Origin of the sequence: Streptomyces pacificus, from assembly GCF_011766325.1 — a bacterium.
GTDB classification, from domain to species: Bacteria; Actinomycetota; Actinomycetes; order Streptomycetales; family Streptomycetaceae; genus Streptomyces; species Streptomyces pacificus.
The window spans coordinates 531,567-545,695 of record NZ_BLLG01000001.1 but is presented as its reverse complement, the minus strand read 5'-3'; the positions used below and the strand labels follow the sequence as shown (position 1 = coordinate 545,695).

At 71.0% G+C, this 14,129-nt stretch carries 11 protein-coding genes; 3 read left to right on the top strand and 8 right to left on the bottom strand.

Going from position 1 to position 14,129, the window contains the following annotated elements; genetic code table 11:
* Nucleotides 1-3: 3 nt before the first annotated feature.
* Complete coding sequence (locus SCWH03_RS02235) at nucleotides 4-2,715, bottom strand: phosphoribosyltransferase (protein ID WP_371872593.1); 2,712 nt, start codon at nucleotides 2,713-2,715, stop codon at nucleotides 4-6.
* A gap of 59 nt (nucleotides 2,716-2,774) precedes the next feature.
* Complete coding sequence (locus SCWH03_RS02230; protein WP_173261009.1) at nucleotides 2,775-3,938, bottom strand: HpcH/HpaI aldolase/citrate lyase family protein; 1,164 nt, start codon at nucleotides 3,936-3,938, stop codon at nucleotides 2,775-2,777.
* Nucleotides 3,939-4,229: 291 nt separating this feature from the next.
* On the opposite strand from SCWH03_RS02230, the gene SCWH03_RS02225 reads away from it, so the two are divergent.
* Entirely contained in the window at nucleotides 4,230-5,075 is an 846-nt protein-coding gene (locus tag SCWH03_RS02225; protein WP_173261007.1) for a TerD family protein, read from the top strand.
* A 203-nt stretch (nucleotides 5,076-5,278) separates the two neighbouring features.
* Here SCWH03_RS02225 and SCWH03_RS02220 read toward each other — a convergent pair whose 3' ends face one another.
* From SCWH03_RS02220 to SCWH03_RS02195, 6 genes are all read right to left on the bottom strand, one after another.
* Nucleotides 5,279-6,016 (bottom strand): TerD family protein, encoded by a 738-nt coding sequence (locus tag SCWH03_RS02220; protein ID WP_173261005.1) that lies wholly within the window; start codon nucleotides 6,014-6,016, stop codon nucleotides 5,279-5,281.
* Between the two features lie 145 nt (nucleotides 6,017-6,161).
* Complete coding sequence (locus tag SCWH03_RS02215; protein WP_173261004.1) at nucleotides 6,162-7,298, bottom strand: DUF475 domain-containing protein; 1,137 nt, start codon at nucleotides 7,296-7,298, stop codon at nucleotides 6,162-6,164.
* 172 nt (nucleotides 7,299-7,470) lie between these two features.
* Nucleotides 7,471-8,046, bottom strand: coding sequence for a TerD family protein (locus SCWH03_RS02210; protein ID WP_173261002.1), 576 nt, complete (start codon nucleotides 8,044-8,046; stop codon nucleotides 7,471-7,473).
* 89 nt (nucleotides 8,047-8,135) lie between these two features.
* A complete protein-coding gene (locus SCWH03_RS02205) occupies nucleotides 8,136-8,711 on the bottom strand; it encodes a TerD family protein (RefSeq protein ID WP_173261000.1) in 576 nt (191 codons plus the stop codon).
* A gap of 131 nt (nucleotides 8,712-8,842) precedes the next feature.
* Nucleotides 8,843-9,301: a peroxiredoxin gene (locus SCWH03_RS02200; RefSeq protein WP_173260998.1), complete on the bottom strand. Its 459-nt coding sequence runs from the start codon at nucleotides 9,299-9,301 to the stop codon at nucleotides 8,843-8,845.
* Nucleotides 9,302-9,579: 278 nt separating this feature from the next.
* On the bottom strand, nucleotides 9,580-10,008 hold the full coding sequence (locus SCWH03_RS02195) for a DUF3052 domain-containing protein (RefSeq protein WP_173260996.1): 429 nt from the start codon (nucleotides 10,006-10,008) through the stop codon (nucleotides 9,580-9,582).
* 342 nt (nucleotides 10,009-10,350) lie between these two features.
* On the opposite strand from SCWH03_RS02195, the gene aceE reads away from it, so the two are divergent.
* Complete coding sequence (gene aceE / locus SCWH03_RS02190) at nucleotides 10,351-13,098, top strand: pyruvate dehydrogenase (acetyl-transferring), homodimeric type (RefSeq protein WP_173260994.1); 2,748 nt, start codon at nucleotides 10,351-10,353, stop codon at nucleotides 13,096-13,098.
* A gap of 106 nt (nucleotides 13,099-13,204) precedes the next feature.
* A complete protein-coding gene (locus SCWH03_RS02185) occupies nucleotides 13,205-14,065 on the top strand; it encodes an ion channel (RefSeq protein ID WP_254076498.1) in 861 nt (286 codons plus the stop codon).
* The last annotated feature ends 64 nt before the right edge of the window (nucleotides 14,066-14,129 follow it).

Below are 14,129 nucleotides of genomic sequence, written 5' to 3'. Positions count from 1 at the left end.
AGGTCACAGCGTGGCCACCGCCTTTCCGTCCGCACCGGTCGCTCCTCTGGTGAAGCGGGGGTGGATCAGGCCGACGCAGCTGTAGGGCAGGCCGTCGGCCTCCTCGACGGGTACGCCGCGCTGCTCCGCGAGCAGCCGCACGTGGTCCAGGTCGGCGCCCGCGCCGCGCCTGGCCAGGATTCTCCAGGGGACGCGGCGCAGCAGCACCCGGGTGGTCTCGCCGACGCCGGGCTTGACGAGGTTGACGTCGTGGATGCCGTAGTCCTCGCTGATCCGTTCCACCGCCGCCCAGCCGGCCCAGGTGGGCGCGCGGTCCTCGGCGAGCAGGTGGTTCACGTCGTCGTCGACGGCCCCGGCCACGTCGTCGAAGCAGGCCTCGACGGTGTCGAGGAAGCGTCCGGACACGTCGGCGGCGGCCAGTTCGCGGTAGTACTTCGCGCCGTGGAAGTCGTGCGGCCCGACCAGGTCGGTGCGCAGCACCGTGCGCGAGACCAGCCCGGACACCGTGGAGTTGAGGCAGGCGGAGGGGATGAGGAAGTCCTCGCGGGTGCCGTACGTCCGGACGCAGCCGCCGGGGTCGGCGAGGACCGCGATCTCCGGGACGAAGCCGTCGAACCCGCCGAGCGCGGCGGTCAGTTCACGGGTGATGGCTCCCTTGCCGGTCCAGCCGTCGACGAACACGACATCGGCCGGGTCGTGGTGGGCCGCGATCCAGCGCAGCGCGTTGGCGTCGATACCGCGGCCGCGGACGATGGAGACGGTGTAGTGGGGCAGGTCCAGGCCGTGGCGGTGACGGGCCCAGCGGCGCATCAGCACTCCGACGGGTGTTCCGGCGCGGGCCAGCGACACCAGCACGGGGCGGCGTTCGCGGAGCGGGGTGCCGGAGCGGTGGCGCTGCCGGTGCTCGGCGAGGACGGTGCCGGTGACGGCTCCCACGGCGCGGGCGATCCGGGCGGCGGAGGTCTCCAGGGCGGTGTGGAACAGTGCCTGGTACGCGTCACTCGGCTGGTACTCGACGGGCAGCGATTCGGCGTAGTGCGCGCCGCCGCTCTGTATCGCCTCCTCGCGCTCCTCGGTGGGCGCCTCGAGTTCGACGTCCGAGAGGTCCTGGAGCAGCCAGCCGACCTCGTCGGGCGCGTAGGAGGAGAACTCGGGTCCGCGAAGCGGCTCGGACAGCATGGGTTCCTTTCCGGGGCCGGGTGCGCGGGCGGCGGTTGGGGCGCCGGCGGGCCCGCGGCCGGCGGGAAGACCATCCGCAGGTGCGCGGCCGGCGGGCAGGTAGCCGGGGACGACGGCGAGTACGACGTGCGGTATGTGCGCGGCGAGCTGTGCGAGGAGTCCGCCCGGTGCGTGCAGGGCGGCCGTGTCGGCTGCCGAGTCCACGACGGCGACGACCGCGTCGAAGCCTCCACCGGCAACGTTGTAGGCGTATCGCTCGCCCGGCCCGTCGGCCGGTCCGTCGTGGGCGGGGAAGACCAGCCTGGTGCGTATCGCGTAGCCCGGGTCGTCGACGGCCAGTACGGGGGACCTTGTCGTCGTCGAGTAGCGCACCTCGCGGGTGCCGCTGCTGCGCTCCAGTTCGAGCGCGAGTCGCAGCGGCGCGTACATCAGTTCCTCGAAGCCGAGTACGAGGACCTTCGTGGAGCCGTTCGTTTCCGGCACCGCGGCGGCCAGGGCCGGGGTCGGCGGGGCTCCGCAGGGCTCAGCCGGGCCCCCGGCCGGGTGCGGCCGGGGCCTGCCGAACTCCGCCGGTCGGTTGCCCTCGAGGGCTTCCGCGACGCGGCGCGCCATGGCCGGCAGGGCCGCCTCCAGCTCGGCGCGGTGCGCGGGCGTGAAGCCGTGCCGGCCTCCGTCGGGAACGCCCGCGGGCCAGCCGAGGTCCACGCGTACGACACGCGATCGGGTGCGCCCCGGGGCCGGCCGGGCAGGCACCGGGGCGGCCACGGGTGCCGTGGCCGGGGCCGTGCCTTCGCCCTCGTGAGCCGCGACCAGGGCCCGGCCCCTGGCGAGGACGCCCTCCGGGAGGCTGATCGTGCCGCGGGCGTGGGCCACCAGGTCGATACGGGTGCCGATCTCCCGGGCGAAGACGTCCAGCCGGCCCAGGTCCTCGGCCGAGCGCATGTCGACGAGGGCGACGACGACGTACCGGCCGCGAGGACGGCGGGCGTGGAGGTCGCGGATGGTGTTGAGCACGGTGTTCCCCGTGGAGAACTCGTCGTCCACCAGGACCAGCGGTCCCTCTCCGGCCAGCAGCCCCGGGTCCTCGGGCAGCAGCAGGTGCGAGGTGGCGTGCGAGTGGGACTCCTCGAAGCCGCCGGCCGGGCCGACACCGTCGACGGGGCGGCGGGTGGAGTGGAGGTACGGCGCGAGGGCCAGGCCGTCGGCGACCGAGTGACCGAGGCCGGTGGCCGTCTCCGCGTAGCCGAGGACGACGGCCCGCGCGGCCTCTTCGCGCCCGAGTATGTCGCGGACGCGCAGGCCGAGCCGGTATCCGTGGCCGTATACGACGGACGGCTTCTGCGGCACATGCTTGCCGAGTACGTGTGACACGAGCAGGTGCGCTCGCTTCGGGTTGCGCCGCAGGGCCAGGCCGAGCAGTTTCTTCAGCCCGTCGCCGCCGACGAGCTCCACGCCGAGTCGCTGGGAGACCCAGCTGCCCGACCACACCGCCTCCTCGTCTTCCTCGCCCATGGCCTCGTTCATGGCCTCGTTCATGTGCTCTCGCATGTGCTCCCGCATGTGCTCCTTCGTTTCCTCCCTCGTTTCCTCCTTCGTCAGCCTGCCAGACCCGCGGTCAGCAGCTCGACGAAGCCGATGTCCTCGCGCGCGACACCGAAGGCCTCGGCGCGCCGGAGCGTGCGTTCGGCCCAAGCGCGGTGCGGCTTCACCTCGTTCATCTTGTTGGTGTAGACCGAACGCACCACCCCACCGCCGCCCCGCTCCGGGCGGAGGATGTCCTGTGCGTCGCTGAACTCCTCGTGGCTGACCACCGATAGAGCGTGGACCGGCAGCACATGCGAGGGGTGGATGCAGGTCTTGCCGAGGAGGCCGTTGGCGCGGTCCAGCTCGATCTCGCGCAGCAGGCCGTCGAGATCGTGTTCGATCAGTGTCGTGCGCAGTTCATCGGCCCGCACCTCCATGAAGGGGCTTCGGCGCAGCTGAGGTTTGAAGATGCGCTCCTGGAGGCGGAAGTACTCCCAGACCGGGCCGGTGATGGTGAAGCCGGTGCCGTCGGAGCGGCCGAGGACGTTGACGACGTCCGCGATGACGCCGGCGACGATCTGGACGTCGTAGGCCGTCATGTCGGGCGAGCGGCGGAGCCCGTAGGCGGAGCAGAAGTCGGTGACACCGAGGCGCAGGGCGAGGATCCGGTCACGGTGGCGGCCCACGGAGCGGGCGATACCGGCCAGGGTCTCGTGCCGGGTCTCCAGGTGGAGAAGCTCGGGCGACTCCAGCACCGGCATGACGTAGAGCGTGCGCGCGGTCATCGACTCGGCGGCGGAGACGGCCTCCATGAAGGGGGCAGAGCGCGCCTCGGTGAACTTGGGAAGGACGAAACCGGACAGCAGTCGGCTCGCCGGGCCGAGACGCCGCACGAGATCCTCGACCTGGCCGGGTTCGCGCACCCGGATGAACAGCAGCGGGAGCTCGGCCCCGCGTGCGGCGAGGTCGGCGAACTGGCGGACGAGGTTCTCCTCGGCGGTGCAGACCTCGGCGTCGTCGATGGAGTCCTCCAGGCAGAGCACCATGGAGACCACTCCGCGAGCCGCCTGCTTGAGTACGTCGTCCGCGAGGCGGGGCCGGGTCGCGGGGCTGTAGAGCGTGGCGCCGAGCGCCACGGAGAGCAGGCCGGCGGGAGAGTCGGCATCGAACTCCGACGGCTCCTGATGGAACAGTTCCTTCCGGGCAACGGCCGAGATATGACCGAAATGCCGCATATGAATCCCCCGTACTGCCTGGGCGGCACTGTGGTGTGGGTGGCCGGTAATAGTACGTAAGGACAGGTGCCGCGAATCCCCCGGCCGTATGAACTCCAGGTGACTCACGCGCTTCGGTCCCCGACTCAGCCTGCCCTACGCCCCGCGCGGCATGCCCGGCCGCCCCCTTCTCCGCGTGTCCGTGCGGCGGTTGCGTCACGATCCGTGTGGCCGGTACGCACCGCAGACCCGCCGGGGTCTGCGCGGGGCCCGCGTTGTCCGCGACGGCCGCGGGAGGGCAGGATGACGGGCATGACGCACGCGATGCTGAAGGGCTCCAACGTTCCGCTCGGAGCGACCTCGATCCGGGCAGTGCTGCGCTGGACTCCCGGCGCAGCAGTCCCGGACGTGGACGCCTCGGCGCTGCTCCTCGGCGCCGAAGGCCGGGTGCGCGCCGACGAGGACTTCGTCTTCTACAACCAGCCCCGGCACCCCTCCGGCTTCGTGCGGCTGCTGCCCAAGAAGCGCACCGCCGAGGGACTCACCGACACGGTGCAGGCCGACATCGGCTCCCTGGACGCCTCCGTCGACCAGGTGGTGCTCGCGGCGTCGTCCGACGGGGGCTCGTTCTCCGGGGTCCCCGATCTGCGGATCGTGCTGTACGACGCCGCGGTGCCGGACGGTGAGCCGCTGGCCGTGTTCGACGTGCGGGCGGAGACGGGGGAGGAGACGGCGGTCATCTGCGGCGAGTTGTACCGGCGCGGCGACGGCTGGAAGTTCCGCGCGGTGGGGCAGGGCTATCCCACCGGGCTGATCGGTCTGGCAACGGCCTTCGGCATCTCGGTGGACGACAGCGAGCCGTCCCCCGACGCGTCCGCACCCGGACCCGCTGCCCAGACCGAGCCCCCGACACAGGCCCGGGCCGAGTCTCAGGCGCAGACCCGGGCTGCGCCGCGGCCCGTGCCCCGGCCGCACGGCCCGTCGCAGCCCGAGCCACACACCGATCCGTCGTACGGCTACCCCCAGCCGGCGTCCCCGGCGTCCCCGGCGGCGCAGCCCGCGTACGGCTACCCCGGGCCCGCGGCCGCGGCCGGCCCCGCGCCGGGCCCCGACCCCGACTTCCGGCTGCCGCCGATGGGGCCCCAGTTCATCCGGTAGCACCGCGCAACCGCATACCCCCCTGCCCGCGCGAACGCGCGCCCCGTGCCCCGTGCCCCGTGCCCCGTGCCCGCACAACGGTGTGCCCGGCAGCCACGCAGCCGTGCGCCCGTACCCGCGTACCCGCGTACCCGTCTGACAGCGGGTCCCGCGCGCAGACGGCCGGCGCCCCCGCGGAGGGCGGGGCACCGGCCGGCCGGGGCTCAGGTCCTGGTCTTGAAGCCGCGGCCCCACTGAAGGCCCCAGCCGTACAGCCGGTCCAGCTCCGCCTGGAAGCCGTACACGAACCTCACCTCGCGGCGCACGATCAGCTCGCCCTTGACGTTCTCGACCATGAACACGGCGCATGAGCGTGCCTGCGGTGCGCGTTCGTCGAGTTCGATCTCCACCCGGGGCCCGTTGCTGGGGTAGAGCGTCACCTTCGCGTCCGTGCGGTCGAACGCGGGTGTCTGGTCGTAGATGTACACGAAGAACAGCAGCCGCCTGATCTCGTCGCGGTGGTCCAGGTTGACGAACAGCGTCTCGCCCGACGGTGCGCCGAAGCGGTCGTCCCCGCTGAGGCGGACGTACGGCACCTCGTTGAGGCTGCCGAGGAAGCCGCCCAGCGGCTGCACCACGCCCTTGCTGCCGTCGGCCATCTCGTAGAGGCAGCCGAGGTCGAGGTCCACGTTGACGACGCCCTGGGTGTGCGCCTGGACCACCTCGGGGCGGAAGAGCTTCGACGGATTGCGCAGCAGGCGGCCGCTCTGGCGTGACCGCCCCTCGATGTCGGAGGTCCGCATCCGCCAGGAGAGGTTGACCCGGAGGTTGCCGGTGGCGGCGCTCTGCTTGGAGAGGGAGACCTGGGGGCGACGCCTGGTCAGCTCGATGGAGTTGGACGCGGCGCTGCCCGAGTCGAACTGCGCTGCCCGGCCGCGCCGCAAACCGTCCCAGAAAGCCATGTCCCACCCCTGACTGCCGCCGGCTCCCTCCCGGAGCCGGTCCGGATACACCGCGCGGCCCCGTGCTCCGACAGCGCGCGGGGCGGCCCGGAGACCCTGGGTCTCCGGGCCGCCCCGCTGAGAGCGTTCCTCAAACCCCGCGGTGTCACACCTCGTCCGCCGCGAGTACCACTTCCTTCTTCTCCTCGTACGCCCTCAGACGCTGGTTGCGCCGCACGGAGGACCAGAAGGACCAGGCGATCAGGGCGACGCCGATGAGGCCGGTGACGACCTCGGGGACCTCGTACTGGATGGTGACCAGCAGGATCACGGCCAGGGCGCCGATCGCGTAGTGGGCGCCGTGCTCCAGGTAGACGTAGTCGTCGAGGGTGCCCTGCCGGACCAGGTAGACCGTGAGGGACCTCACGTACATCGCGCCGATACCGAGGCCGAGCGCGATGACCACGGGGTCGTTGCTGACCGCGAAGGCGCCGATGACGCCGTCGAAGGAGAAGGACGCGTCCAGCACCTCGAGGTACATGAACATGAAGAACGCGGCCTTGCCGACGAGCTTGGTGGCCGAGAGCGGCTTCCCGGTCCTGCGGGCCTCCTCCTCGGCCTCCTGCTCGCGTTCCTCGTCCTGTTCCAGCTTCTCCTCGAAGAAGCCGGAGAGACCACCCACGACCATGTACGTGACGACACCGGCGACACCGGCGAGCAGTACCGTGGACGACTTGTCGACGTGTACGCCGCCGTACTGGTGGGCGTTGACGGCGAAGGTGGTGGCGGTGATCAGCAGGACGATCAGCGCGACGCAGGCGGCCAGCATGTCGATCTTGCCCAGCTTGGCCAGGGGCCGCTCCAGCCAGGCGAGCCACCGGATGTCCCGGTCCTCGAAGATGAAGTCGAGGAAGATCATGAGCAGGAACATGCCGCCGAACGCCGCGATGGCGGGATGGGCGTCGGTGACCAGTTCCTCGTAGCGGGCATGGTCGTTCAGCGCGAGGTCGACGGCCTCGATGGGGCCGAGTTGCGCGGTGACCGAGACGATCACGACGGGGAACACCAGCCGCATGCCGAACACGGCGATCAGGATGCCGATGGTGAGGAAGATCCTCTGCCAGAACTCGCTCATCTTCTTCAGCACCCCGGCGTTGACCACGGCGTTGTCGAAGGAGAGCGAGACCTCCAGGATGGTCAGGATCGCGACGAGCCCGAAGGCCGTCCATCCCCCGTAGAACACGGCGGCGACCAGGCCGAGCGCAGTGACTGCGAACGACCAGCCGAAGGTTTTCAGTACCACTGGCTACCCAATCGTTGTGTACGGAGCTCTCCCGCAGAGAGCGGGATACCCCCGCGCCGCACGCGGCATCCGCTGCATTCTCCCCCGGCGGCCGGGGCCGGACCCCGGCGGGGTCGCAGGGCCCGCCGGGGCCCGGCCCCGGCTCAGGCCGGAACAGTGCGTGAGCAGTGCTTCAGGAGACGTTGACCCCGAAGTCTAGAGCGATGCCGCGGAGCCCTGACGCGTACCCCTGGCCGACCGCCCGGAACTTCCATTCCCCCTCGTACCGGTACAGCTCGCCGAAGATCATCGCCGTCTCGGTGGAGGCGTCCTCGCTCAGGTCGTAGCGGGCCAGCTCCTCGCCGTCGGCCTGGTTCACCACGCGGATGAACGCGTTGGCGACCTGGCCGAAGGTCTGGCCGCGGCTGTCCGCTTCGTGGATCGAGACCGGGAAGACGATCTTGTCGCAGTGCGGCGGGACCCGGGTGAGGTCGACGATCAGGGACTCGTCGTCCCCGTCCCCCTCGCCCGTGAGGTTGTCGCCGGTGTGCTCCACCGAGCCCTCCGGGCTCGTCAGATTGTTGTAGAAGACGAAATACTCGTCCCCCAGAACCCGCCCCGACTGGCACAGCAGCGCGCTGGCGTCGAGGTCGAAGGGCGCTCCGGTGGTGGAGCGCGCGTCCCAGCCCAGACCGACGAGGACCTGGGTGAGGTCGGGTGCGGCCTTGGAGAGGGAGACGTTGCCTCCCTTGGCGAGCGTGACGCCCATGTCGGTGTCCTCCCCTGAACGTACGGAACTGCAGGCGCGTCCGGCGCCGCACGGTGTGTGCGGCGCCGGACGCTTCGGGTGCTGTCGGCTCAGACGTTGACGCCGAAGTCCTGCGCGATGCCGCGCAGGCCCGAGGCGTAGCCCTGGCCGATGGCGCGGAACTTCCACTCCGCGCCGTTGCGGTACAGCTCACCGAAGACCATGGCGGTCTCGGTGGAGGCGTCCTCGCTCAGGTCGTAGCGGGCGAGCTCCTCGCCGTTGGCCTGGTTCACCACGCGGATGAACGCGTTGCGGACCTGGCCGAAGGACTGCTGGCGGGTCTCGGCGTCGTAGATCGACACCGGGAAGACGATCTTCTCGACGTCGGCGGGGACCCCGGCCAGATTGACCTTGATCTGCTCGTCGTCGCCCTCGCCCTCGCCCGTGAGGTTGTCGCCGGTGTGCTCCACCGAGCCGTCGGGGCTCTTCAGGTTGTTGAAGAACACGAAGTTGCCGTCGGCCGCGACCCTGCCCTCGGCGTTCGTCAGCAGGGCGCTGGCGTCGAGGTCGAAGTCGGTGCCTGTGGTGGTGCGGACGTCCCAGCCCAGACCGACGGTGACCGCCGTCAGGTTGGGGGCGGCCTTGGTCAGCGAGACGTTGCCGCCCTTGCTGAGGCTGACTCCCACGAGTCCTCCCATGTGGTTTCAGGGGCAGCGCCCCCGTCGTGCGTTGGCATTCGGATCAACGACCGGATCCTAGTGACGGGTTCCCGGGCGGGACAGACGGTCACGCCGGGGGTCACAGGGTGTCGGCCCCGTCACAGCGCGTCCAGCGCCTTGACGTAGTCGTTCAGGTCGCGGGCGTCGGGGAGGCCGTTGACGACGGTCCAGCGCACCGCGCCCTCCTTGTCGATGACGAAGGTGCCGCGCACCGCGCAGCCCTTCTCCTCGTCGAACACGCCGTACGCCCGTGAGGTCTCGCCGTGCGGCCAGAAGTCCGACAGCAGCGGGTACTCGAGGCGCTCCTGCTCGGCGAAGACGCGCAGGGTGGGCACGGAGTCGTTGGAGACGGCGAGCAGCTGGGTGTCGTCGTTGACGAACTTCGGGAGCTCGTCGCGGAGTGCGCAGAGCTCTCCCGTGCACACCCCGGTGAAGGCGAAGGGGTAGAAGAGCAGCACCACGTTCTTCTCGCCGCGGAAATCTGCGAGGGTCACGGTCCGTCCGTGGTTGTCCCTCAGCCGGAAGTCCGGGGCCTGGGTGCCGACCTCGATCGCCATGACGGGTACTTCCCTTCGTCGGCCGCTTCGGCGCCGGAGCGGCACCCGGGCGGGCCCGCGGCGGCTCCGGCGCCGCTGATGCCGCCCAGCCTACGCACCGGGGCGCGGACCCGGGCCACGGGCACGCACACCCGTCACGGCCCGGCGACGGCCCGGCCACGCAGGCACCCGGGTCACGGACACAGACACGGACACAGACACGGACACAGACACGGGCACGGGTGAAGACACGGGCCCCCGCCGGCACACCGCCGGCGGAGGCCCGGGGCGGCTGCGGCTCAGCGCTTGGCCTTGGGCGTGGCCAGCCTGCTGCCGGTCCAGTCCTTGCCCGCGTTGATGCTCCTGGTCTGCGAGAGCCCCGCCGTCTGGGAGGCCTCGTTGATGTCACTGGGCTCGACGTAGCCGTCACGGCCGGTCTTCGGCGTCATGAGCCAGACGAGTCCGCCCTCGTCGACAAGGCCGATGGCGTCCACGAGCGCGTCCGTGAGGTCGCCGTCCTCGTCGCGGAACCACAGCACGACGACGTCGGCGACGTCGTCGTAGTCCTCGTCGACGAGTTCCTGGCCGATGACGGCTTCGATACCTTCACGGAGCTCATGCTCGACGTCGTCGTCGTAGCCGATCTCCTGGACCACCTGTCCGGGCTCGAACCCCAGCCTCGCCGCCGGGTTGGTCCGCTCCTCCGCGTGGTCCGCGGTCGCGCTCACGGCTTGCCTCCTGATCTTGTTTCGGTAAGTGCTTCAGCCGCGCGCGTACGCGAGGCATGGGCCGTAGTCCACACGGGCGGGACGGATCGCGCAAGTACCCGGCCGCCGAGACCGCCGAAACGGTGACGTCCGCGGCCGTGTCGCCCCGGGTCCGGTGCGGGCGCCCGTCCGCACGCCCTGGTGAGTCACGCTCACCCCTTCGCACCCTTTGTACGCTTCCGTGCGGCCGGTTCGCCAATCGGGGCCGGTTGGTTACCGTTCGGTAGAGATGACGTTTTGCTCCCTGGGGGTACACGATGGGGAGCGCGTGACGACAGACCAACCGACCAGCGAAGGAACAGCGTGGCTTCCGGATCAGATCGCAACCCGATCATCATTGGCGGCCTTCCGAGCCAGGTCCCGGACTTCGATCCGGAGGAGACCCGGGAGTGGCTCGACTCGCTCGACGCCGCCGTCGACGAGCGGGGCCGTGAGCGGGCCCGCTACCTCATGCTGCGGCTGATCGAGCGGGCCCGCGAGAAGCGCGTGGCCGTGCCCGAGATGCGCAGCACGGACTACGTGAACACCATCGCCACCAAGGACGAGCCGTTCTTCCCGGGCAACGAGGAGATCGAGCGGAAGATCCTCAACGCCACCCGCTGGAACGCCGCGGTGATGGTGTCCCGCGCCCAGCGCCCCGGGATCGGCGTCGGCGGCCACATCGCCACCTTCGCCTCCTCCGCCTCCCTCTACGACGTGGGCTTCAACCACTTCTTCCGCGGCAAGGACGAGGGCGACGGCGGCGACCAGATCTTCTTCCAGGGCCACGCCTCGCCCGGCGTCTACGCCCGCGCGTTCCTGCTGGACCGGCTGAACGAGACCCAGCTCGACGGCTTCCGCCAGGAGAAGTCGAAGTTCCCCGACGGCCTGTCGTCGTACCCGCACCCCCGGCTGATGCCGGACTTCTGGGAGTTCCCGACCGTCTCGATGGGCCTCGGCCCGATCGGGGCGATCTACCAGGCGCGGATGAACCGCTACATGGAGGCGCGCGGCATCGCCGACACCTCCCGCTCCCACGTGTGGGCCTTCCTCGGCGACGGCGAGATGGACGAGCCCGAATCGCTCGGGCAGCTGTCGATCGCCGCCCGCGAGGGCCTGGACAACCTGACCTTCGTGGTGAACTGCAACCTGCAGCGGCTCGACGGCCCGGTACGCGGCAACGGCAAGATCATTCAGGAGCTGGAGTCGGTCTTCCGCGGCGCCGGCTGGAACGTGATCAAGCTGATCTGGGACCGCACCTGGGACCCGCTGCTCGCGCGGGACCGCGACGGAGTGCTGGTCAACAAGCTGAACACCACGCCGGACGGCCAGTTCCAGACCTACGCCACGGAGACCGGCGACTACATCCGCCGGCACTTCTTCGGCGACGACCAGCGGCTGCGCGCCATGGTCGAGAACATGACCGACCACCAGGTCCTGATGCTGGGCCGCGGTGGACACGACCACCGGAAGATCTTCGCGGCCTACTCCGCGGCCCGCGCCCACAAGGGGCAGCCCACGGTGATCCTCGCCCAGACGGTCAAGGGCTGGACGCTGGGACCGAACTTCGAGGGCCGCAACGCGACCCACCAGATGAAGAAGCTGACGGTCGACGACCTCAAGGGCTTCCGCGACCGGCTGCACCTCCCGATCGGCGACCGCGAGCTGGAGTCCGGCCTGCCGCCGTACTACCACCCGGGCCGCGACTCGGAGGAGATCCAGTACATGCACGACCGCCGCAGGGCCCTGGGCGGGTACGTGCCGACCCGCGTCGTGCGGTCGCAGCCGCTGGCCCTGCCGGACGACAGGGCGTACGCGGCCGTGAAGAAGGGTTCGGGTCAGCAGTCGATCGCCACCACCATGGCGTTCGTCCGGCTGCTGAAGGACCTGATGCGGGACAAGGAGATCGGCAGGCGGTTCGTGCTGATCGCCCCCGACGAGTACCGCACGTTCGGCATGGACTCGTTCTTCCCGAGCGCCAAGATCTACAACCCGCTCGGCCAGCAGTACGAGGCCGTGGACCGCGAGCTGCTGCTGGCGTACAAGGAGTCGCCGACCGGGCAGATGCTGCACGACGGCATCTCGGAGGCGGGCTGCACCGCCTCGCTGATCGCGGCCGGCTCGGCCTACGCCACCCACGGCGAGCCGCTGATCCCGGTCTACGTCTTCTACTCGATGTTCGGTTTCCAGCGGACCGGCGACCAGTTCTGGCAGATGGCGGACCAGCTCTCGCGCGGCTTCGTCCTCGGCGCGACCGCCGGGCGCACCACCCTGACCGGTGAGGGGCTGCAGCACGCGGACGGCCACTCCCAGCTGCTGGCCTCCACCAACCCGGCCTGCGTCGCGTACGACCCGGCGTTCGGCTTCGAGATCGCGCACATCGTCCGGGACGGCCTGCGCCGGATGTACGGCGGCGACGCCGAGCACCCGCACGGCGAGGACGTCTTCTACTACCTGACCGTCTACAACGAGCCCATCCAGCACCCGGCCGAGCCCGGGAACGTCGACGTGGACGGCATCCTCAAGGGCATCCACCGCTTCCGGGACGGCGAGGCGGGCCGGATCCCGGCGCAGATCATGGCGTCCGGCGTCGCCGTCCCCTGGGCCCTTGAGGCCCAGCGGATCCTCGCCGAGGAGTGGGACGTGAAGGCCGGCGTCTGGTCCGCGACCTCCTGGAACGAGCTGCGGCGCGAGGCCGTGGCGGCCGAGGAGCACAACCTGCTCCATCCCGAGGAGGAGCAGCGCGTCCCGTATGTGACGCGCAAGCTCGGCGGCGCCGAGGGACCGTTCGTGGCCGTGTCCGACTGGATGCGCAGCGTCCCGGACCAGATCGCCCGCTGGGTGCCCGGCCGCTACACCTCGCTGGGTGCGGACGGCTTCGGCTTCGCGGACACCCGGGGCGCGGCCCGCCGGTACTTCCACATCGACGCGCAGTCGATCGTGCTCGCGGTCCTCACCGAACTCGCCCACGAGGGCAAGGTCGACCGCTCGGCGCTGAAGCAGGCCGTGGACCGCTACCAGCTGCTGGACGTGGCGGCGGCCGACCCGGGCCCCGCGGGCGGCGACGCGTAGCCTACCCGGCGCACGCTCCGGCGGATCGTCCGCAGCGGCGTACCCGGGCATGCCCCGGGCGGGTGCGGAGCGAGGGCCCGCTCCGCACCCGCCTACCATCCCCGGCATGAAGGAACGAACGGCGCAGATGCGCTGGGAGGCCCGCACCCGGGGTCCGCTGCTGGTGCTCGCCGTGGTGTTCGGACTCGCCTACGCGGTTCCGATCGTGCTGCCGGCCGCCCCGGCGTGGGTGCACCAGGGCTCCCAGCTCGTGGAGTGGACCGTGTGGACCGCCTTCGCCGGCGACTACCTCGTACGTCTGCGGCTGGCCCCGCGCACCTGGCTCTTCGTGCGCAGGCATCCGCTGGACCTGCTCGCGGTGCTCCTCCCGCTGATGCAGCCGCTGCGGCTGCTGCGGGTGGTCTCCACGCTGCTCCTGGTGGGACGGCGGGCCCGGATGGCGCCGCAGATCACGCTCACCACCTATGTGGCGGGCGCGGTGGCAGGGCTGATGATGTTCGGCTCGCTCGCGGTGCTGGCCGTCGAGCGGGACGCCCCCGATGGGAACATCCAGACGCTGGGTGACGCCGTGTGGTGGTCGTTTACCACGATGACCACCGTCGGCTACGGCGACCATGCGCCGACGACCGGCCTCGGACGGGTGCTCGCGGTCGGGCTGATGCTCTCGGGTATCGCCCTGCTCGGTGTGGTGACCGCCAACATCGCAGCCTGGTTCATCTCCCGCTTCGAACGCGACGACGCCGAGGAGCGCCGCCAAACCGCCCTGCTGGAGACGCTGACTGAGGAGGTCAGGGAACTGCGGGCAGAGGTCGCACGGCTGTCGGCGGCACCGGGCGGTGGTACGGCGGGCGCGCCGAAGCAGCCCGCCGTGCCACCGCCCGGTGCCGCGCCAGACAGCGTTCGCCCCGTCCCGGCGCCCGGCCCGGCCGGCCCGGCGAATAGCGGACCAGCCGGATCAGGCGAGTAGGCGCGCGACGAGGCCGGGCCGGCGCGGTGGGAGGGCACCGCGCTGGACGCCGCTGATCAACCTT